Origin of the sequence: Pseudomonas sp. MWU13-2105, from assembly GCF_023242315.1 — a bacterium.
Taxonomy (GTDB): Bacteria; Pseudomonadota; Gammaproteobacteria; order Pseudomonadales; family Pseudomonadaceae; genus Aquipseudomonas.
In genome coordinates, this window is sequence record NZ_JALLIY010000002.1 from 390,935 (window position 1) to 410,999 (window position 20,065).

Annotated in this window: 15 protein-coding genes, 1 tRNA gene and 1 pseudogene; 4 read left to right on the forward strand and 13 right to left on the reverse strand. The window is 60.6% G+C overall.

Annotation, left to right across the window (positions count from 1 at the left end):
- Window positions 1–57: 57 nt before the first annotated feature.
- On the reverse strand, window positions 58–276 hold the full coding sequence (locus M5B96_RS32660; RefSeq protein ID WP_412548579.1) for a DUF4172 domain-containing protein: 219 nt from the start codon (window positions 274–276) through the stop codon (window positions 58–60).
- Between the two features lie 145 nt (window positions 277–421).
- Window positions 422–1,351: a LysR family transcriptional regulator gene (locus tag M5B96_RS04520; RefSeq protein ID WP_248795331.1), complete on the reverse strand. Its 930-nt coding sequence runs from the start codon at window positions 1,349–1,351 to the stop codon at window positions 422–424.
- Between the two features lie 92 nt (window positions 1,352–1,443).
- Between M5B96_RS04520 and M5B96_RS04525 the strand changes: the two genes are divergently transcribed.
- Complete coding sequence (locus M5B96_RS04525) at window positions 1,444–1,893, forward strand: GlcG/HbpS family heme-binding protein (protein WP_248795332.1); 450 nt, start codon at window positions 1,444–1,446, stop codon at window positions 1,891–1,893.
- A 372-nt stretch (window positions 1,894–2,265) separates the two neighbouring features.
- Here the strand turns inward: M5B96_RS04525 and M5B96_RS32665 are convergent, their stop codons facing one another.
- From M5B96_RS32665 to rpsU, 7 genes and pseudogenes are all read right to left on the reverse strand, one after another.
- The gene (locus M5B96_RS32665) at window positions 2,266–3,138 is read right to left on the reverse strand and encodes a methyl-accepting chemotaxis protein (RefSeq protein ID WP_412548581.1); all 873 of its coding nucleotides are present in this window, start codon (window positions 3,136–3,138) and stop codon (window positions 2,266–2,268) included.
- Window positions 3,124–4,206 (reverse strand): annotated as a pseudogene (locus M5B96_RS32670) (methyl-accepting chemotaxis protein); the annotation flags it as partial. The pseudogene M5B96_RS32670 and the gene M5B96_RS32665, both read right to left, overlap by 15 nt.
- Window positions 4,207–4,573: 367 nt before the next feature.
- A tRNA-Ile gene (locus M5B96_RS04535) sits at window positions 4,574–4,650 on the reverse strand.
- Window positions 4,651–4,665: 15 nt separating this feature from the next.
- On the reverse strand, window positions 4,666–8,406 hold the full coding sequence (locus M5B96_RS04540) for a bifunctional diguanylate cyclase/phosphodiesterase (protein WP_248795334.1): 3,741 nt from the start codon (window positions 8,404–8,406) through the stop codon (window positions 4,666–4,668).
- Window positions 8,407–8,526: 120 nt separating this feature from the next.
- The gene (rpoD, locus tag M5B96_RS04545) at window positions 8,527–10,374 is read right to left on the reverse strand and encodes an RNA polymerase sigma factor RpoD (RefSeq protein ID WP_248795336.1); all 1,848 of its coding nucleotides are present in this window, start codon (window positions 10,372–10,374) and stop codon (window positions 8,527–8,529) included.
- Between the two features lie 67 nt (window positions 10,375–10,441).
- Window positions 10,442–12,406, reverse strand: a complete 1,965-nt coding sequence (gene dnaG / locus M5B96_RS04550) for a DNA primase (protein ID WP_248795338.1) — start codon at window positions 12,404–12,406, stop codon at window positions 10,442–10,444.
- Window positions 12,407–12,648: 242 nt separating this feature from the next.
- Window positions 12,649–12,864, reverse strand: coding sequence for a 30S ribosomal protein S21 (gene rpsU, locus M5B96_RS04555; RefSeq protein ID WP_002551877.1), 216 nt, complete (start codon window positions 12,862–12,864; stop codon window positions 12,649–12,651).
- A gap of 198 nt (window positions 12,865–13,062) precedes the next feature.
- On the opposite strand from rpsU, the gene tsaD reads away from it, so the two are divergent.
- Window positions 13,063–14,088: a tRNA (adenosine(37)-N6)-threonylcarbamoyltransferase complex transferase subunit TsaD gene (gene tsaD, locus M5B96_RS04560; RefSeq protein ID WP_248795339.1), complete on the forward strand. Its 1,026-nt coding sequence runs from the start codon at window positions 13,063–13,065 to the stop codon at window positions 14,086–14,088.
- Window positions 14,089–14,132: 44 nt separating this feature from the next.
- Here the strand turns inward: tsaD and plsY are convergent, their stop codons facing one another.
- A complete protein-coding gene (gene plsY / locus M5B96_RS04565; protein ID WP_248795341.1) occupies window positions 14,133–14,702 on the reverse strand; it encodes a glycerol-3-phosphate 1-O-acyltransferase PlsY in 570 nt (189 codons plus the stop codon).
- Window positions 14,703–14,776: 74 nt separating this feature from the next.
- Here plsY and folB point away from each other — a divergent pair, with 74 nt between their 5' ends.
- Window positions 14,777–15,130: a dihydroneopterin aldolase gene (gene folB / locus M5B96_RS04570; protein WP_040063453.1), complete on the forward strand. Its 354-nt coding sequence runs from the start codon at window positions 14,777–14,779 to the stop codon at window positions 15,128–15,130.
- Window positions 15,121–15,639, forward strand: coding sequence for a 2-amino-4-hydroxy-6-hydroxymethyldihydropteridine diphosphokinase (folK, locus tag M5B96_RS04575; protein WP_248795343.1), 519 nt, complete (start codon window positions 15,121–15,123; stop codon window positions 15,637–15,639). Before folB ends, folK begins: the two co-directional genes overlap by 10 nt.
- Window positions 15,640–15,877: 238 nt before the next feature.
- Here folK and M5B96_RS04580 read toward each other — a convergent pair whose 3' ends face one another.
- The 3 genes from M5B96_RS04580 to M5B96_RS04590 form a co-directional block, all read right to left on the reverse strand.
- The gene (locus M5B96_RS04580) at window positions 15,878–17,116 is read right to left on the reverse strand and encodes a multifunctional CCA addition/repair protein (protein ID WP_248795345.1); all 1,239 of its coding nucleotides are present in this window, start codon (window positions 17,114–17,116) and stop codon (window positions 15,878–15,880) included.
- A 64-nt stretch (window positions 17,117–17,180) separates the two neighbouring features.
- On the reverse strand, window positions 17,181–18,752 hold the full coding sequence (locus M5B96_RS04585; RefSeq protein ID WP_248795346.1) for a SpoVR family protein: 1,572 nt from the start codon (window positions 18,750–18,752) through the stop codon (window positions 17,181–17,183).
- Window positions 18,749–20,020 carry a YeaH/YhbH family protein gene (locus tag M5B96_RS04590; protein WP_248795348.1) on the reverse strand — a complete coding sequence of 424 codons (1,272 nt, stop codon included), beginning with the start codon at window positions 20,018–20,020 and terminating at the stop codon, window positions 18,749–18,751. The genes M5B96_RS04585 and M5B96_RS04590 overlap by 4 nt, the downstream gene beginning before the upstream one ends.
- Between the last annotated feature and the right edge of the window lie 45 nt (window positions 20,021–20,065).

A 20,065-nucleotide genomic window follows, 5' to 3' on the forward strand; every position in this document is an offset into this window, starting at 1 on the left:
AGATAGAGCTCGGTTCTGATCTTATTGTTTCTCATTGTTTGCCTCCATTGTCTCAGATCAGAAACCATGGAAAATTCCTTTGGAGTTATATTCCTTGTCAGGTGGTAGTGCCGCACAGGCCGGGAATCTGGTAGCGGGTCCTATGGCGGCGGTCATGCCGAGCAGGCGTCTCTGGGCGTACACGCATTTCAGCAGCAGCGGCGTCAGGGCCTTTTCCTGCCAGGTGAAATGAGGCCCGTCGGGCTGCTGCCAGATCCAGTGACGCAGATCGTTCATAGAGGACTCCGCATGAGCGTGAGCCGAATAAATGGCATATTCGGCTCATATGGTGAGCCGATTGTGTAATTTATTCGCCCATCGTCTAGCGGCTTTGGTTTTTCAAAAAGGTTCGGTATACGTCACATTTAAAGCCAATGTCCTGTCAGTCACGTGGCGCTGTTATATGCTCGCCGAATGCCGATTGGTTGAACTTGTCGGAGATGAATGCCACGAAGACGCGCACCCGGTTTGGAACGAACCGCCCACTCGGGAGCAGCGCCTGCAAGGGATAGGGATCGGTTTCCCAGTCCTGCAGGACACGTACCAGACGCCCTGCCCTTAGTTCTGGTAGTAATTCGAGCGGGGTCTTGAATAGAAAGCCAGCGCCCTCGATGGCCCATTCGCGGGCGAGGGATGCGTCGTCGACGCAGCGGTCACCACTCACCCGCACCTGCATGTCCTTACCATTCCTGGAGAACTTCCACAGACGGTGTTCCTGCCCGCCACGGCCAAATACAAGGCAGTTATGCTGCGCCAAATCGAGCGGGGTCATGGGCGTACCATGCCGTCTCAAATACTCGGGCGATGCCGTAACGATAGGCCTTTGCATCAATAGCGGGCGTGCAACCATACGAGAATCCGCCAGATTGCCGTATCGAATGGCGATGTCTACTTCATCCTGTATGACATTGAGTGTTCGGTCCCCGACTGCCAGGGCGAACTCGATAGCTGGATGCAGGGCAAGGAATTCATCGAACCAGGGCAATAACGTGGTTCGGGCCAGATCGGAAGGCGCCGCCACGCGCAACTTTCCAACCAGGCCCGTATGCTCCGCCGCTACCTGAGCCTCCCCTTCCGCAACCAGGTCAAATGCGCGGCTCGCGTATTCAAGTAGCGTCTGGCCTTGCTCGGTCAAACGCATGGCGCGTGTCGAGCGCTCGAATAAGCGTGTACCCAACTGTGTTTCCAGCCGTTTGAGCATCGCACTAGCGGCTGCCGGGGTCACCCCCATGACCTTGGCCGCCCCGGTTAGGCTGCCAGTGCGCGCCGTATATACCAGTACCACCAGGTCGCCGATATTTTCAATTTTCATTTGAAAGTAATAGCCGTGAATGGGCCTTATCAATTTTATCTTACCAATACAGAATTCGCCTCACGACAACTTGCCACGCAATCGGAGGCACTATGAACGCACCTGCAATCACCCAGTCCCGCCAAACGGTCGCCATCTCGACCATTTCCCGCGACGCCGCATTATCCTTGATCGATGCCGCACGCGCGGCCTGCCGCGATATCGGCATCGAGGTTACGATCGCCATTACTGACGCAGCCGGTCACTTGAAGGCTTTCGAACGTTCCGACAAAGCGGCTTTTTTGACTGCTGAGGTTGCCATCGACAAGGCTTGGACCGCCGCGTCGTTCGGCTTGGCTACGCAGAAGTGGAACGAGATCCTCGAGAATGGGCAGGTCGCCCAACTGGCGCATCGTCCTCGACTTGTCGCGGTCGGCGGTGGCTACCCAATCATTCTCAATGCTGAGGTCGTCGGAGCAATCGGCATCTCGGGCGGTAACGCGCAACAGGATCATGATGCTTGCGTCGTCGCTTTGAAAAGCCAGGGGTTCGAGCTGCAATAAGGGCTGGGCGCTGGTCTGGAGGAATAATCTCTTCATCACTGATCCCGACATCGGCGGCCAGCAGAATCTGTGCTTGTTTGATTCTGCGCGCCGCCTGTTTGCCGCCGCTCAATATTTTTGTCAGTTGCGCGGGCTCGGTTTCATCAGGATCTACCCGGTAGTCTATGTTCATTGTCGAGCCCTCGTCCTCACCCCATCACACCTCAGCGGGATTAGACGAGCGCCCACTTGATTGAAGTGGCGCATGCTGCGTTGGGTTTCAGACTACTCAGCCAGCCGTGCAAGCATGAAGAGCAATTTCCATTAGCAACCACCGCTCTCGGTGGCTGTTGTTCCAGCACTCGGTCATGCCGCTCAGGTGCTGGCTTGTTCTCAAGTGCGGAATTGGCTGACCATTTCCTGCAACTCGTGGCCCAGCCTGGCCAGTTCGACACTGGAGGCCGCCGTTTCCTCGCTGGCACCCGCGGTTTGCTCGGAGATGTCGCGCACGTTGAGCAAGCTGCGATGGATCTCCTCGGCCACGGCACTCTGCTGCTCGGCGGAGGCGGAAATCTGCTGGTTCATCGATTGGATCGTCGACACCGTGCGGGTGATGCTTTCCAGCGATGTCACGGCGCGACGGGTCAAGTCGACGCTGTTATCCGTCAGGACACGACTGCTTTCCATGACCGCCGAGACTTTCTGGGTACCGCTTTGCAGGCCGGCGATCAGCCCCTCGATTTCTTCGGTGGATTTTTGCGTGCGCTGGGCCAGGCTTCGGACTTCGTCGGCCACGACCGCAAAGCCGCGTCCGGCTTCACCGGCTCGCGCGGCCTCAATGGCCGCATTGAGTGCCAGCAGGTTGGTTTGTTCAGCCACGGCTTTGATCACGTCGAGCACGCCGCCGATTTTTTCGCTTTCCAACTCCAGAAGATTCATCGCTTCGGTGGAGTTGCCGACTTCGATGGCCAGTAACTCAATTTGATCGATCGCTTCACCGACCACTTTTTCACCGGCGCGCGCTTCTGTATCCGCAGCCGCGGCGGCATTTGAGGCTTCTTCGGTATTGCGTGCCACTTCTTGGACGGTGGCGGCCATTTCGTTCATGGCGGTCGCGACCTGATCCGTCTCGACTCTTTGGCTGTTCACGTTCGCGCTGGTCTGCTCGGTAACAGCTGACAACTCTTCCGCTGCGCTGGCAATCTGGGTGACGCCCAGGCTGATGCCTTCGATCAGCTTGCGCAGGCTCACCGTCATGTATTGCATGCTGCGCTGCAATTGGCCCAGCTCGTCACGTCGCGCGGTCTTGATATCGTGGCTGAGATCCCCGCCCGCGATACGCTCCGCGACTTTCAGGGTTTCCAGCAGCGGATGGACGATCTGCCCGGTGATAAACCAGGCCGCGAGGATGCCCAGGGCTAATGCCAGCAGTGTGCTGATCATCAGCAATTGGCGGGCACTTTCCGCCTCGCTATCCCGCGTCTGGCTCTGGTTGTCCATGAGCTTCTGGCTAAGGTCTTCAAGCCTGACGCCCAACGCCGCCATCTGATCGAGCGTTTCCAGGCTGGTGTGTACTTGCGCGGCATAGTTCTGCACATCCTTACGGTACTGTTGCAGCAGGTGTTCCGCTTGCGTCAGGATGCCTTGTTGTTGAGCGGCGGCGGCGCGAACCTTGAGCAGTTCGCTGGTGATCTGGTCGATACTGGCCAGGGCGCCTTGCTCTTTGCTCGGATCATTGCTGTAGATGAAACCGTACACCACGATGCGCGCCTGCTGGATATGTACGGCGAGCAAGCTAGTGGCTTGAAACTGGCTCAGACGCAGATGTTCGTCTTGTCCTTCAACCGCTGGGGCGTTAACGAGATCCTGGGTGGCTTCATTGAGCGCGTCGGTGATTTGCGCTGCGCTCTGTACCAACTTCGCGAGCGAGGCTTCACGCTCTTTGAAGGTTTGCTCAAGCGTGTTGAAGTGGGTCCGATAGTCCCCGACGATGCGGCCTTGTTCCTCGATAAGCTGCAGGTCTGCCGGAATACTCAGTGCGCCACTCAGGGACCGCTGACGCTCCTGGATACGGTCCAGTACGAGTGACACGGCTGCGCTGTTCTGTTCGTTACGATCAGCCAGGTAGCGTAGACGTTTGGCGCGCAAATCGTTGGTCAGGGAACTCAAGGTGCCGATGGCACTGATCTTGTTGCTGCGTTCGATCATGTTGGCGGTGCTGTGCCAGCCGGTCAGCGCAATCAGCAAAGTCATCAACAACAGCAGGCCGAAGCCCAAGGCAAGCTTGGCGTTGACACCGATATTACTCAGGGCCTGGCTGAAACTTCTGAACATTATCTTTCCTTAAAGTGCTGCGAACTTGCTGGCACAGGCCGTGTTTGGTTGAAGCGGGGCAATATAAGCCATACCCCGGGGGAACTGCAGGGGGATGGGGAGCGACTTTAGTCGGCTAGGCAGATCGAGGATTTGCTCGCACTGCCGGCCCTGTTTGCATTCCGGGTCTGGTGTTCCGTGGGTGGCGAGCACCATCAAGGGTGGGCAAGGTAGGTGGGGGGCGAAGGCAAAATTCTCACGGCTTGCCACATCGGCCACGCCATTGTGGTCGGCCCGCAGTGTTCTTTCAGGAAGGGGGCAGTTTTCCGCGCTGGAAAGTTCGCTTTGCCAGAAACGCAAAAGCCGCGCACTGCGCGGCTTTCAAAGGTGGTGGGCCCACACGGACTTGAACCGTGGACCAAAGGATTATGAGTCCTCTGCTCTAACCAACTGAGCTATAGGCCCTCAGTAGGCCGCGAATTATAGCGATGGTTTCTCGCGGGGGCTATCCGAAAACTCCGAAAGCCGCATATGAAGAAAGGTTGCGGCAAATTCCTCGGCCTGTAGCGGCAGGCTGACGATGTAGCCCTGGATCTGTTCGCAGCCCTCGGCGGCCAGGAACGCCTGCTGTGCCTGGTTCTCCACACCCTCGGCAATCACTGTGAACTGCATGCTGCGGCCCAGGGCGATGATGGCACGGACGATAGCGACATCGTGGGGATCATCCGGTAGGCCGCGCACGAACGACTGGTCGATTTTCAGCACATCCAATGGCAGGCGCTTGAGGTAGCTCAGTGACGAATAGCCGGTACCGAAGTCATCAATGGCCAGTTGCACTCCCAGGCGCTTGAGCTGATGCAGAACCTCCAGGGCTTCCTCGGCCTGGCTCATGATGAAGTTTTCGGTGATCTCCAACTGCAGGCAACCCGGCTCCAGCCGGTAGTCCCTGAGCAACTGCTCGATCCGCGCGAGCAGGTTCGGCTGGCGCAACTGCGCGCCGGCGAGGTTGACCGAGAGCGGGCCGAAGTCGCCATGGGTCCTGTTCCAGCGCTGCATCTGCCGGCAGGCGCGCTCCAGTACCCAATCGCCAATCTGCAGGATCATGCCGTTCTCTTCGGCCAGTGGAATGAAATGCTCCGGTGGCACCTCGCCAAGGGTCGGATGCTGCCAGCGAATCAAGGCTTCGGCCCCCACCAGGTGGCCGCTGTCGAGACTGATCTTGGGCTGGTAGAGCAGGTGCAGTTCCTCGCGCTCGATGGCCCGGCGCAATTCGTGTTCCAGGGCTACGCGTTCGCTGGCCTGGGCCGTCAGGTCGCGGGTGTAGCTTTCCACCCGGTTGCGGCCCTTGGCCTTGGAGCGGTACATCGCCGCGTCGGCGTTCTTGACCAGGGTGGCGACGTCACTGCCGTCCTTGGGGTAGAGGCTGGTGCCGATGCTGGCACTGATGAAGAACTCGTGCTCACCAGCCTGGAACGGCGCACTGAAGCAACCCAGCAGTTTGTTGGCCAGGTGCGTGGCATCGCTGGCCTGCTGCAGGCCCGGCAGCAGGATGATGAACTCGTCGCCGCCCAGGCGGGCCACGGTGTCTATGTCTCGCAGCTGTTCCTTGAGCCTGATGGCAATGCCCTTGAGCAACAGGTCGCCGACCGGATGCCCAAGGCTGTCGTTGATGTGTTTGAAACGGTCAAGGTCGAGAAACAGCACCGCGCCCTGGCCGCCGTTCTCGGCCTGGTTGTTCAGGGCGGCCAGCAAGCGGCTTTCGAACAGGGTACGGTTGGGTAGTCCGGTCAACGGGTCGTGGTGGGCCTGGTAGTCCAGACGCGCCTGGGCATGTTTCAGGCTGGAGATGTCGGCGAACACGGCGACGAAGTGGGTGATGATGTTATCGCGGTTACGTACGGCGCTGATGGTCAGCCAGCTGGGGTAGAGCTCGCCATTCTTGCGCCGGTTGCAGATCTCGCCTTGCCAATGGCCTTCGGCGGTCAATTGGTGCCACATGGCGGCATAGAAGGCGCTGTCATGCTGGCCAGAAGCAAGCAGGCGTGGGGTGTGGCCGAGGGCTTCGGTTTCGCTGTAGCCGGTGATTTCGCTGAAGGCCCGATTGACTGCGCTGATGTGTTGCTGGGTGTCGGTGATCAGTACGCCTTCGGCGGTGCTTTCGAAGACGGTGGCGGCCTGTTGCAGCTTTTCCTGCATGACGTGGCGTTCGGTGATGTCCCGGGCGATGGTCAGCATGCAGTCCTCGCCGCCGATCGGTAGCGGCCGGCTGGAGAGTTCGCACAGGCGGATCTGCCCGTCGTTGCGACGGATATGGCAACTGAAGTCGCGGACGAAACCATCGCGCTGCAGTAGTTCGAGCATGTGCTTGCGTTCGTTCAGGTTGACCCAGATGCCCAGGTCCTGGGTAGAACGGTCCAGCGAGGTGGCGGCGTTGTAGCCGGTAAGGCGGCTGAAGCCTTCGTTGACTTCCAGCAGCAGGCCATCGCTTTGCCGGCTCAGCAGCAAGCCATCGGGGGAGGCATGGAAGGCCTTGGCGAACTTTTCTTCGGAGGTCTGCAGTTGCTGCTGGGTTTGCTTGAGCTGGCTGATATCCCTGACCACCACCACCAGGGCCGGGGTGGTGTCGAGCTCGAAGGGCTCGGCGGAGATCAACCCGGTAAACAATTGGCCATTGCTGCGTCTGAAGGGCATTTCCAGGTTGCGGATACTGCCGCCCTGCAAGCGTTGCAACAGTCCCGCGCCGACACCGTCGATGCCCCATATGTTGAGTTCTGTGGCGGTATGCCCGATCACCTCGCGGCCCTGCAGGCCGATCTGTTCCTCGAAGGCTTTGTTGACTTCCAGCAGGCAGCCGTCGGACAGGCGGGCGATGACCAGGATGTCCGGGCATTGCCGGAAGACCGAGGCGAACTTTTGCTCGGACAGGCGCAATGCCTCTTCGGTGCGTTTGATTTCGCTGATGTCGATCATCAGCCCGCGAATGAGCGGTTCATGGTCATGTTCGATCAGGCTGACCAGATCGCGCACCCAGAGTGTGCGGCCATCGGCGCTGATCACCCGATAGTCGAGCGTGTGGTCGCGGCCTTCGAAGATTTCCGTATCGCAGAAAGCCTGGGCGCGGGTCAGATCGGCGGGATGGGTGATGCTGCGCCAGAAGCCGGGGATCAGCCAATGGGCCAGCGGATAGCCGAGCAAAGCTTCGGCGTGGGGCGAGACATAGGTGTAGGTGTAGTCCAGGCGCGCCTCCCAGGCGATGGCCGAAAGGCTCTCCACCAGGCCGCGATAATGGTATTCGCTGCTGCGCAGTTCCTGTTCGAGAGCCACGCGCCGGGAGATTTCCGAACTCAGCCGACGGTTGATGCGGATGACCACCACCAGCACGCTGACCAGCAGCAGGAAACCAGGCAGGCCGTAGAGCAGCAGGTCGCTCCAGAACGTGGGATTGATCAGGACGTTGCCTACCCAGCGTTTCTGGATCGCCTCGGTCTCGGCGACGCTCATGTCGGCCAACACTTTGTCGAGAATCCCCACGAGGATTTTCTGATCTCGCGGCACGGCCATGGCCAATTGATAGCGATAGGGTGTTTCGCCGCTGACGTAGAGCCCTTCGAGCTTGAGCTGGCGCAGGCTCCAGACGCTCGAGGCAAGATCGCCGACGACAGCGTCGACTTCGTCGGTGGCCAGGGCCTGCAGGGCCGAACTGACGTTGGGCAGGGCCACGAGGTTGAGGTCCGGGTGATGGCTGCGTAACAGCTCGTGGGGCGCGTAGTTCTCCACCACGGCGATCTTCAAGCCATACAGCTCTTTCATGTTATGGGGTTTGGCACCGCCTTCGTGGGCCAGGATAACAATCGGAAAGTCCAGGTAAGGACGGGTAAAGGACAGGTAGGTCTGGCGTTCCGGGGTCGACATGATGCCGGGTAGCAGGTCGACCTGGCCGGCCTTGGCCATTTGCAGCACCTCGGTCCAGCTCACTGGCTCGATGGGGCTGAGCTTGATGTCCAGGCGGTCTTCGATCAGGTGGATGTAATCGGCCGCCAGTCCCTGGTAGGCGCCGCCTTCGCCCCTGAACTCGAAGGGCGGCCACGAGGCATCGACACCCAGGCGCAGCTGCGGGTGGGCTTTCAGCCAGTCACGTTCATCATCGGTGAGATTCAACGCGCCAGCCGTTGCGGTCCAGGTAAGCAGCGACAACAGAAGCAGGGCCGTCAGTCTGGGCATAACGGTCTCGTTATGGCTCGGAGGGATGATTCGAGTGTAGACGGGCGGCGCGCGGGTGGCGGATAGAGAGAGGGGGAATCTGCAGAAAGCAAAACCCCCGGCGAGCCGGGGGTTTTGGTATCACTCGTCGAGGAACGAGCGTAGATGCTCGCTTCGCGTCGGGTGGCGCAGCTTACGCAGCGCCTTGGCTTCGATCTGGCGAATCCGCTCACGGGTCACGTCGAACTGCTTACCGACTTCCTCAAGGGTGTGGTCGGTATTCATGTCGATGCCGAAGCGCATGCGCAGAACCTTGGCTTCACGGGCGGTGAGGCCGGAGAGTACTTCGCGAGTCGCTTCTTTAAGGCTCTCAACGGTGGCGACATCGATTGGCGACTGCATGGTCGAGTCTTCGATGAAGTCACCCAGATGGGAGTCTTCGTCATCACCGATCGGGGTTTCCATGGAGATCGGCTCTTTAGCGATCTTCAATACCTTGCGGATCTTGTCCTCAGGCATTTCCATGCGTTCGCCCAGCTCTTCCGGGGTCGGTTCGCGACCCATTTCCTGCAACATCTGCCGGGAAATACGGTTGAGCTTGTTGATGGTCTCGATCATGTGCACCGGAATACGGATGGTGCGGGCCTGGTCGGCGATCGAGCGAGTGATCGCCTGACGGATCCACCAGGTGGCATAGGTCGAGAACTTGTAGCCGCGACGGTATTCGAACTTGTCCACCGCCTTCATCAGGCCGATGTTGCCTTCCTGGATCAGGTCGAGGAATTGCAAGCCACGGTTGGTGTACTTCTTGGCGATGGAGATCACCAGACGCAAGTTCGCTTCAACCATCTCTTTCTTCGCGCGGCGGGCCTTGGCCTCACCGATCGACATGCGACGGTTGATGTCCTTGATCTCGGCGATGGTCAGGCCGGTTTCGGTCTCGAGCGCGGTCAACTTCTGCTGGCAACGGACGATATCGGCCTGTACGCGACCAATGGCTTCGGCGTACTTGCTCTTGCCTTTGGCCAGGGCATCGGTCCAGCTTTCGTCGACTTCGTTGCCCGGGAACTGGCGCAGGAAGTCGGCACGCGGCATGCGGGCATCACGCACGCACAGCTGCATGATGGCGCGTTCCTGCTGACGCAGGCGATCCAGGGCGCCACGAACACGCTCGACCAGGCCTTCGAATTGCTTCGGTACCAGTTTGATCGGCATGAACAGCTCGGCCAGGGCCAACAGTTCGGCAATCGCCGCCTTGTTGTTGCGACCGTGCTTTTTCAGGGCCTTGCGAGTGATCTCCATCTGCTCGGCCACGGCGCCGAAGCGCTGTGCGGCAATGACCGGATCGGGACCGCTTTCGGCTTCTTCTTCGTCGTCGCTGGCTTCGGCTTCTTCGTCGTCGGTGTCGTCGTCGGCTTTCACCGCCTTGGCATCGACAGGCGGCGGTACTTCGGCGGCCGGCGGCGCAATGCCATCGTCCGGGTCGATGTAGCCGCTCAGGACGTCGGACAGCCGACCGCCTTCGCTGGTAACACGATCGTATTCGCTGAGGATGTGATCAACCGTGCCAGGGAAGTGCGCAATTGCGCCCATCACTTCACGGATGCCCTCCTCGATACGCTTGGCGATTTCGATTTCGCCTTCACGTGTGAGCAGCTCTACCGTACCCATTTCGCGCATGTACATGCGCACCGGGTCGGTAGTGCGACCGATGTCGGTTTCCACGGCCGCCAACGCAGCCGCTGCTTCTTCGGCAGCGGCTTCGTCGGTATCGGCTTCGGCCAACAAAAGGGCATCCGCATCCGGAGCACTCTCGAATACGTTGATCCCCATGTCGTTGATCATGCGGATGATGTCTTCCACCTGTTCCGGATCTGAAATATCCTCCGGCAGGTGGTCGTTGACCTCCGCGTAAGTCAGGTAACCCTGCTCACGACCACGGCTGATCAACTCTTTGAGGCGAGACTGCTGTTGCGCTTTTCCGGACATAACACCCTATCCACTGAAGGTCTTGGCGGGCAAAAAACAAGCCGAGGATTATACCCGAGCTATGACCTCACGCGCCAGTTGAGGTCGGGTTTGATGCAGGAAGATTGCGTTTTAGTAGATCAAGCAGCTGAATTTTGTCTTCAGCGCTCAAATCGCCCTGTCGCGACTTCCTGATGAGTTGTTCCAGCTTTCGCTCGGTTTGACGGGCTGACAAGCTGGTTATGGTGTCGAAAAACTGTTGTTCAAGGTTCTCTCCTTCAATCAGCCACTCCTTTTCCGCCAAACGGGTGAGTAATCGACCCTGCTCGGTGCCGTGCCAACGCGCAATCAGTTGAAATGAGCTTAGCCCAGGATTCTTTTGCACGGCTTCGAGCAAGGCCACGAGCAGCTGTGCATGGGTGTTTTCTTCGTCCGCGAGGTGACCGGCGGTCTCGACCTTGCCGGCCAGTTGCGGGTGATGGACCAGGGTGCGCAGGGCGGTAAGCGTCGGTGGCTCGACGGCGGCCGGGATCCGCGGGCCGCGAGGCTCGTCGCGGTCGCCGCCGCGCTTGCCATTCTTGTCCCAGGGTTTCTTGTCCCATTTCTTGCCGCCCGCCCCGGGCTTTTTCGGCGTCCACTCCTGCTGGGGGGCGTAGGCCTCCTGCTGTGGCGCATGATAGTCCGAATAGTCGGGCATGGCGTCATAGTCGATGCCGGGATCATAAGCCGGTGGCGCTTCGCTCGGTGCATTGTGCACCAGTTGACTGACGGTTTCGTGGGTCAGGCCGGTGATCTGGGTCAGGCGCTGGCGCATCAGGGTGCGCAGGTTGGCGCCTGGTACCTTGTCGATCAGCGGCGCGGCGAGGGTGGCCATGTGCGCCTTGCCTTCCAGCGAGCGCGGGTCGGCCTCTTCGGTCAGTTGCTGGAAGAAATAATCCGCCAGCGGCTGCGCGTGCTGGTTGATCCGGGCGCGGAAGGCATCGGTGCCTTCCGCACGAATCAGGGTGTCCGGGTCTTCGCCTTCGGGCAGGAACAGGAAGCGTGCGCGGCGGCCGTCCTGCAGGCTGCCCAGGGTTGCTTCCAGGGCGCGCCAGGCGGCATTGCGGCCAGCCTGGTCGCCGTCGAAGCAGAACAATACGTTGGGTACCACGCGGAACAGGCGCTTGAGGTGTTCTTCGCTGGTGGCGGTGCCCAGGGTCGCGACGGCATTGCGCAGGCCTTGCTGGGCCAGGGCGATGACGTCCATGTAGCCTTCGACGACGATGATTTCGTCGAGGTTGCGGTTGTTCTTGCGCGCCTCGAACAGGCCGTAGAGCTCCTGGCCCTTGTGAAATACCGGGGTTTCCGGGGAGTTCAGGTATTTCGGCTTGTCGTCGCCCAGCACCCGGCCGCCAAAGGCGATGATCCGGCCACGGCTGTCGCGGATGGGGAACATCACGCGGTCGCGGAAACGGTCGTAGCGCTTGCCGGTTTCGGCGTTCTCGATCAGCAGGCCGGCGTCGATCATGGCCTTTTGTTGCAGGGTGTCGCTGGCGAGGTGCTTGTACAGGTTGTCCCAGCCCGGCGGAGCGAAGCCCAGGCCGAAATCCCGGGCAATCTCGCCGGTCAGGCCGCGGCCCTTGAGGTAGTCCACCGCCGCCTTGCGCGCCGGATGGCTTTTCAGGGCCTGGCGATAGAAGTCGGCGGCCGCGGTCAGGAGCGGGTAGAGCGGTGAATCGGTCGGCTGGCGCGGCTTGTGCGCGCGCCCGCTTTCCTCGCGGGGGACTTCCATGCCGGCGGCTTTGGCCAGGTCCTCGATCGCCTGGGGGAAATCCAGGTTGTCGTGGTCCATGAGAAAGCCGAGGGCGTTGCCGCCAGCGCCGCAGCCAAAGCAGTAGTAGAACTGCTTGTCCGGGCTGACGCTGAAGGACGGAGTCTTTTCCTTGTGAAACGGGCAGCAGGCGGTGTAGTTCTTGCCGGCCTTTTTCAGTTGCACACGGGAACTCACCACGTCGACGATGTCGGTGCGGTTGAGCAGGTCGTCAATAAAGCTTTGGGGAATTAGCCCGGCCATGGCGTTCTCATCATCGCAGAGTGCTCGATAGCTGGAACGGAAAGGGTGTGCTCGTCGTTAGCCTTGGAAGGCTCGTCAGTAAAGACGCGCACCGCTGGCGAGTGCCAGGTCTGACGGGGTCAAGCAGGTTCGTCTGGGTCGCATCGGCGGCTTCGACGGTGAAGCATCAAGCGATATCCGCAAATGCCATTAGCCCGGCTGAGGGCCGGGCTTGGCAGAAGCTTGCAACGAACGTCTGTGTATTAGTACAGACGAACGGCGCGGCGCTGTTCGCGCTGAACTTTCTTGGCGTGGCGTTTGACAGCAGCTGCTGCCTTGCGCTTACGCTCCGAAGTCGGCTTCTCGTAAAATTCGCGGCTACGAACTTCAGCCAGAACACCGGCTTTTTCGCAGGAGCGCTTGAAACGACGCAGAGCTACGTCGAAGGGTTCGTTCTCTTTAACTTTGACGGCTGGCATCCAGAGCTACCTTCATTCATTACCGGGGTCGACGTCCTCAGGCAAAAGCGCACTGGAGATCGTCGGTTTTTAAGGGTTGCGGATGTTAACCCCTCATGACGCGGAATGCAAAGCCTCTGATCGAAAACCGCTGGTAGGGGCCTGGAGTGACGACTATTATGCGCGCCTTCGAATCTAGCCTCTACAAGGCGCAAACCCATGCTAGTACTGGGATTAGAAACTTCCTGCGACGAAACCGGCGTCGCGCTGTACGACAGTGAGCGCGGGCTGCTCGCCGATGCGCTGTTCAGCCAGATCGACCTGCATCGCGCCTATGGTGGCGTGGTGCCGGAGCTGGCCTCCCGCGATCACGTCAAGCGCATGCTTCCGTTGATTCGCCAGGTCCTGGCCGAGGCCGACTGCGCGCCGACCGAGATCGACGCGATTGCCTACACGGCCGGCCCTGGCCTGGTCGGGGCCTTGCTGGTCGGGGCTTCCTGCGCCCAGGCGCTGGCTTTTGCCTGGGACATCCCGGCCTTGGGCGTGCACCACATGGAAGGCCATTTGCTGGCGCCGATGCTGGAAGAGCGGCCGCCGGAATTTCCGTTCGTCGCTTTGTTGGTCTCCGGCGGGCATACGCAGCTGGTTCGGGTCGATGGCATCGGCCAATACGCGTTGCTCGGGGAAAGCCTGGATGACGCGGCCGGCGAAGCTTTCGACAAAACCGCGAAGATGATGGGGCTCAATTATCCGGGCGGCCCGGAAATCGCTCGCCTGGCCGAGCAGGGTGTAGCGGGGCGCTTCGTCTTCCCGCGGCCGATGTGCGATCGCCCGGGGCTGGATTTCAGTTTCAGCGGTTTGAAAACCTTCGCCCTGAATACCTGGCAGCAGTGTGTCAGCGCTGGAGACGACGGCGAGCAAACCCGTAGCGACATCTCGCTGGCCTTCCAGCAGGCGGTGGTGGAGACTTTGACCATCAAGTGCAAGCGTGCGTTGAAGCAGGCGGGCATGAAGCGCCTGGTGATCGCCGGGGGCGTCAGCGCCAACAAGGCCCTGCGTGTGTCGCTGGAAAAAATGCTCGGTGAGATGAGAGGCGATGTGTTCTATGCCCGTCCCGAATTCTGCACCGATAATGGCGCAATGATCGCGTTTGCCGGCTGCCAGCGCTTGCAGGCCGGGCAAAAGGAAAGCCTGGCAATCAGTGTGCAAGCACGTTGGCCGATGGAGCAGTTGTCGGCGATCTGAGTCGGGCTCAATGGATGGGGGGGGCGCCCTCTTCATGTCCAGGATCAGAAATGTCGTTCGCGCCCTGCGAAAAGGTCGCGTAGATTGCCGCGATGGCGCCAGACGATCAGTCCGGTCACCACGCTCATCGGCAGCAAGGCGGCCGGTTCCTGCCAGGCCAGCAGCGGCAGGGTCAGCGGCGTGGCGATCAGGGCGGCCAACGAGCTGGTGCGGGTGAGGTGGAAGGTCAATAGCCAGGTCAGCAGGGCCAGCAAGGCCGCGGGCGGATACAGCCCCAGCAGCATGCCGGCGGCCGTGGCGACACCTTTGCCGCCGCGAAAGCGGAAGTACAATGGAAACAGGTGGCCGAGGACGGCGCAGAGCCCGACCCAGGCTTGCTGTTGGAGCGACAGCCCGGCGAAACCGGCGATCAGCACCGGCAGCAGGCCTTTGCACAGGTCGCCGAGCAAGGTCAGGATGGCCAGCTTCTTGCCGGCCAAACGCAGCATGTTGGTCGCGCCGGCATTGCCCGAGCCACTCATTCGCGGATCGGGATTTCCGGTGAGGCGGCTGAGCAAAATGGCGAAGGACAGAGAGCCGAGCAGGTAGGCGAGGATCGCCAGTAACCAAAACATGCTAACTATTCCGGGCGGGGACGCCCTGATTCTAACGGCGCATTGCGCCCTTGTCGTGCTGCGGAGAGAAGTGCTTGGACAGAGTGTTTATCGAGGGCCTGGAAGTCGACACCGTGATCGGTGCCTATGACTGGGAGCGCGGCATCCGTCAGTGCTTGCGCCTTGATCTCAGTTTTGCCTGGGACAACCGCCCGGCGGCGGCCGGCGACGATCTGAGCCTGGCCCTCGATTATGCGAGCGTATCCGCGCGCATCCAGCTGTTTGCCGAGCAGTCGCAGTTCCAACTGGTGGAAACCTTCGCTGAGCGCCTGGCCCAGGTGCTGATGAGCGAGTTCCAGATTCCCTGGTTGCACCTCAAGCTGACCAAGCCGGGCGCCGTTGCGGCGGCCAAGGGCGTGGGCGTGGAGATCGAGCGCGGATGTCGCTAACTCAGGTTTATCTCGGGCTCGGCAGCAATATCGAGCGCGAAACCCACTTGCGGGCCGGGCTGGACGCGCTGGCGGCTTTCCTGGTGGATATCCGCTGTTCGGCGGTGTTCGAAAGCCAGCCGGTGGGCATCAAGAGCGGGCCGTTCTTCAACCTGGTGGTGTCGGCGTTTACCGACCTGCCGTTGCTGGAGCTGGATCGCCGCTTGAAGTTCATCGAGGCCGACAATGGCCGCTATGCGCCGGACCGCAAGGGGTTGCCGCTGGATATCGATGTGCTGTTGTATGGTGGGCTGGCTGGGAATTTCGACGGGCTGATCCTGCCGCGGGCGGAAATTCTCAGGAATGCCTTTGTGTTGTGGCCGTTGGCGCTGATTGCCCCTGATCGGTTGCATCCCGAGGCGGGGAAGTCTTTCGCGGCGTTGTGGCAAGAGGCGCGGATCGACCAGGTGCTGGCCCCCGTGGCGTTTGAGTGGCGTGGGGTACAGTTGACGCCGCCGGATCTGTTGTAGGTCGTAAGGTCGGCGCGGTCATTGTGGGGGCCAGCTTGCTGGCGATGAGGCCCGCAAGCCTAGCAGCGATTGTTCGGCCGCCATCGCCGGCAAGCCGGCTCCCAGGATGTTTAGTGTCGGATCAAGAGCTTGCATGCGACCCGATAGCCAATGTGGGAGCGGTGCTTGCCCGCGAAGCTTTTGACCCCCTCAAGGGCCTCTTCGCGGATAAATCCGGCTCCCGCAGGGAGAGGGCGTTTCAGCCAGTACTTTTTTCCTTGTAGGCCTTGTAGGCCTTGAGGGCTTTGAGGCGCTCACGCTTGAGCGCTTCACCCAGTTCCGGTCCTTTGAAACCCTGCTCCAGCAGCGGCTGAACCGCAACTGCCTTGGCCGCCGCCGCCGCCCCGCGTAAATAATCCGCCTGTGGATAAGTTCGCAGCTCCAGCCCCAGGCGTCCGCGCGCATCCATCTCGCAGGCGGCGATAAACTCCTCGAAACGCTGCGGTCGTCGATAGACATCGAAACTCTGCAGCAACTCCAGCAAAGTCGAGGCCTTGAGCTCCAGGGCGCGATGACCGTGGGTGTGGTACTCGCCCACCAGCAAGGCCAGCTCCTGGCAGTCGCGCGGCGCCTTGTAGCGCTCATTCACCGCCTTGATCAGCTTCAGTCCCTTGAACTCGTGGGCAATATGCTTTGGCCATTCGCTTTCGGGTGTCAGCCCTTTGCCGAGGTCGTGCAGCAGGCACGCCCAGCGCACGGTCAAGGGCTGCTGATGGCGTGCGGCTTGCTCCAGCACGCTCAAGGTATGCACGCCGCTGTCGATTTCCGGATGATGGGCTTCAGGTTGCGGTACACCGAACAGTGCGTCGACCTCCGGAAGCAACACGGCGAGCGCGCCGCAGTCGCGCAGCACCTGGATAAACACCTGGGGCTGGTCTTCCATCAGTGCGCGGGAGATTTCCTTCCAGCTGCGCTCCGGCGTCAGGGCCTGTAGCTCGCCCGATTCGGCCAGTTGGCGCATCAACGCCAGGGTCTCGGGGACGACCTTGAAGCCCATGGCGGCATACCGCGCGGCAAAGCGGGCAACGCGCAGGACCCGGAGTGGATCTTCGGCAAAAGCCGGGGAAACATGGCGCAACAGGCGAGCATCGAGGTCGGCTTGGCCGTGGTAGGGATCGGTCAGGTTGCCGTGCTCGTCTTCAGCCATGGCATTGATGGTCAGGTCCCGGCGGATCAGGTCTTCTTCGAGGGTGACATCGGGGCTGGCGTGGAAGGTGAATCCGCCATAACCGCGTCCGCTCTTGCGCTCGGTCCGGGCCAGGGCATATTCCTCGCCGCTCGCGGGGTGAAGGAACACCGGAAAGTCCGCCCCGACCGGGCGAAAGCCCTTGGCGAGCATGTCTTCGGCGCTGGCACCCACCACCACCCAGTCGATATCGGTGACCGGCTGACCCAGCAGGCGATCGCGAACCGCGCCGCCGACTTTATAAATCTGCATGAAAAACCTCCGTTGGCACGACAGGATAACCCGTGCGTCGCGTCAGCGGAGGTCGGGCGGGTTTTCAGAGATGAATCACGGCCAGGTCCAGCCGACCATATTCCCCTTCGCTGTGCTCGCCCTTGGGCGGGACGTGGTGGGTTTTCATGACCTGGTCGCCTTGCAGGGTCTCCAGGTGGATATCGAAACCCCAGAGCCGGTGCAGGTGCTTGAGCACTTCCTCGGTTGAGTCGCCCAGGGGTTTGCGGTCGTGTTGCTGGTGACGCAGGGTCAGCGAACGGTCGCCACGGCGGTCGATGCTCCAGATCTGTATGTTGGGCTCGCGGTTGCCCAGATTGTACTGGGCGGCCAGGGTTTCACGGATGGTCCGGTAACCACCTTCGTCATGAATGGCCGGTACCAGCAGGTCGTCGCGCTGGTCGTCATCGAGGATGCTGAACAGCTTGAGGTCGCGAATCACCTTGGGTGACAGGTACTGCAGGATGAAGCTCTCGTCCTTGAAGCTGCTCATGGCGAACTTGATGCTCGAAAGCCAGTCGCTGCCGGCCAGTTCCGGGAACCAGTGGCGGTCTTCGTCAGTGGGATGTTCACACATCCGCCGAATGTCGCGGTACATGGCGAACCCCAGGGCATAGGGGTTGATGCCGTTGTAGTAGGGGCTATCGAAACCCGGTTGGAAGACCACGCTGGTGTGGGAGGTGAGGAACTCCATCATGAAGCCGTCGGTGACCAGCCCTTCGTCGTAGAGGTCGTTCATCAGGGTGTAGTGCCAGAACGTCGCCCAGCCTTCGTTCATCACCTGGGTCTGGCGTTGCGGGTAGAAATACTGGGCGATCTTGCGCACGATCCGCACGATTTCCCGTTGCCAGGGTTCCAGCAGCGGCGCGTGTTTTTCGATGAAGTAGAGGATGTTTTCCTGGGGTTCGGAGGGGAAGCGCGCATTGTCCTTGTCGCTGAATTTGTCCGCGCCCTTGGGGATGGTGCGCCACAGGTCGTTGATCTGCTTTTGCAGGTGCTCTTCGCGGTCTTTCTGCCGCCGCCGTTCCTCTTCGGCGGAAATCGGGTAGGGGCGTTTGTAGCGGTCGACACCGTAGTTCATCAGGGCGTGGCAGGAGTCGAGCAGGTCTTCGACCGCGTCGATGCCATGGCGCTCCTCGCATTGCATGATGTACTGCTTGGCGAAGACCAGGTAGTCGATGATCGAGCTGGCATCGGTCCAGGTGCGGAACAGGTAGTTGCCCTTGAAGAAGCTGTTGTGGCCATAGCAGGCATGGGCCACCACCAGTGCCTGCATGCAGATGGTGTTTTCTTCCATCAGGTAGGCGATGCACGGGTCCGAGTTGATCACGATCTCGTAGGCCAGGCCCATCTGGCCGCGGCTATAGGATTTTTCCGTGCTGAGAAAGTGCTTGCCGTAGGACCAATGGTGATAACCCAGGGGCATGCCGACGGAGGCGTAGGCGTCCATCATCTGCTCGGCGGTAATCACCTCGATCTGGTTGGGGTAGGTGTCCAGGGCATAACGGTTGGCGATACGACTGATTTCGCGGTCGTAGGCCTGGATCAGCTCAAAGGTCCACTCCGAACCGGTGGAGAGGGGTTGGCGCTTCTGTTGTTTCGGCTCTCTGGCGGTCATGTCACTAACCTGCGCTGGAAGAGTTCACGGAAGACCGGGTAGATATCACCGGCCGACACCAGCTGCTGCTGGGCAAACGTATCGCTGAACGCCTCGCTGATGCGCTCGTATTCGTACCACAGGGCCTGGTGTTCGCGAGGGGTGATCTCAACGTAAGTGTAGTACTGCACGAACGGCATGATCTGATTGATCAGGATGTCGCGGCAGATCGGCGAATCGTCGTTCCAGTTGTCGCCGTCGGAGGCCTGGGCGGCGTAGATGTTCCACTCGTTTGTCGGATAGCGTTCGGCCATGATTTCCTGCATCAGCTTCAGCGCGCTGGAAACAATGGTGCCGCCGGTTTCCCGTGAGTAGAAGAACTCCTCCTCGTCGACTTCCCGGGCGCTGGTGTGATGGCGGATGAACACCACTTCGATCTTGTCGTAGTTCCGTTTGAGAAACAGGTACAGCAGGATGAAGAAGCGCTTGGCGATGTCCTTGGTCGCCTGGGTCATGGAGCCGGACACGTCCATCAGGCAGAACATCACCGCCTTGGAGCTGGGGTTGGGTTGCTTGACCAGCAGGTTGTACTTGAGGTCGAAGGTGTCGAGGAACGGTATGCGATGGATACGCGCGCTGAGTTTCTCGATTTCCGCCTCGATTTCCTGGATATCGCCGAAGTTGTCCGGCTCTTCGCGTTTCAGGCGCTCCAGTTCGGCCTTGGCTTCCTTGAGTTTGGCGCGGCTGCTGCCGGACAGGGCGATCCGCCGCGCGTGGGCCGAGCGCAGGGTGCGGATGATGTTGATCCGTGAGGGGTTGCCCTCGTTGCTGATCCCGGCGCGGACGGTCTTGAAGGTGTCGGTGCCGGTAAGGTTGCGTTTGACCAGGTTCGGCAGTTCCAGGTCCTCGAACATGAACTCGAGAAACTCTTCCTGGGTGATCTGGAAGACGAATTCGTCCATCCCTTCGCCCGAGTTGCCGGCCTTGCCCGGGCCACGGCCGCCACCGCCGCCGGGAGGCCGGGGGATGTGCTCGCCGCTGGTGAATTCCTTGTTGCCGGGATGCACCACGGTTTGCTTGCCGCCACGGCCGTGGTGCAGCACGGGTTCATCGATATCGCGGCCGGGGATGCTGATTTGCTCGCCGTGTTCCATATCGGTAATGGAGCGCCGGCTTACGGCTTCCTCGACAGCCTTTTTTATATGGTCACGGTAGCGCCGCAGGAAGCGCTGACGGTTCACCGTGCTCTTGTTCTTGCCATTGAGACGTCGGTCGATCACATAGCTCATGAGGAGCCCTCCGGACAGCTTCAAGTTACAAGCTTCAAGCGCCAA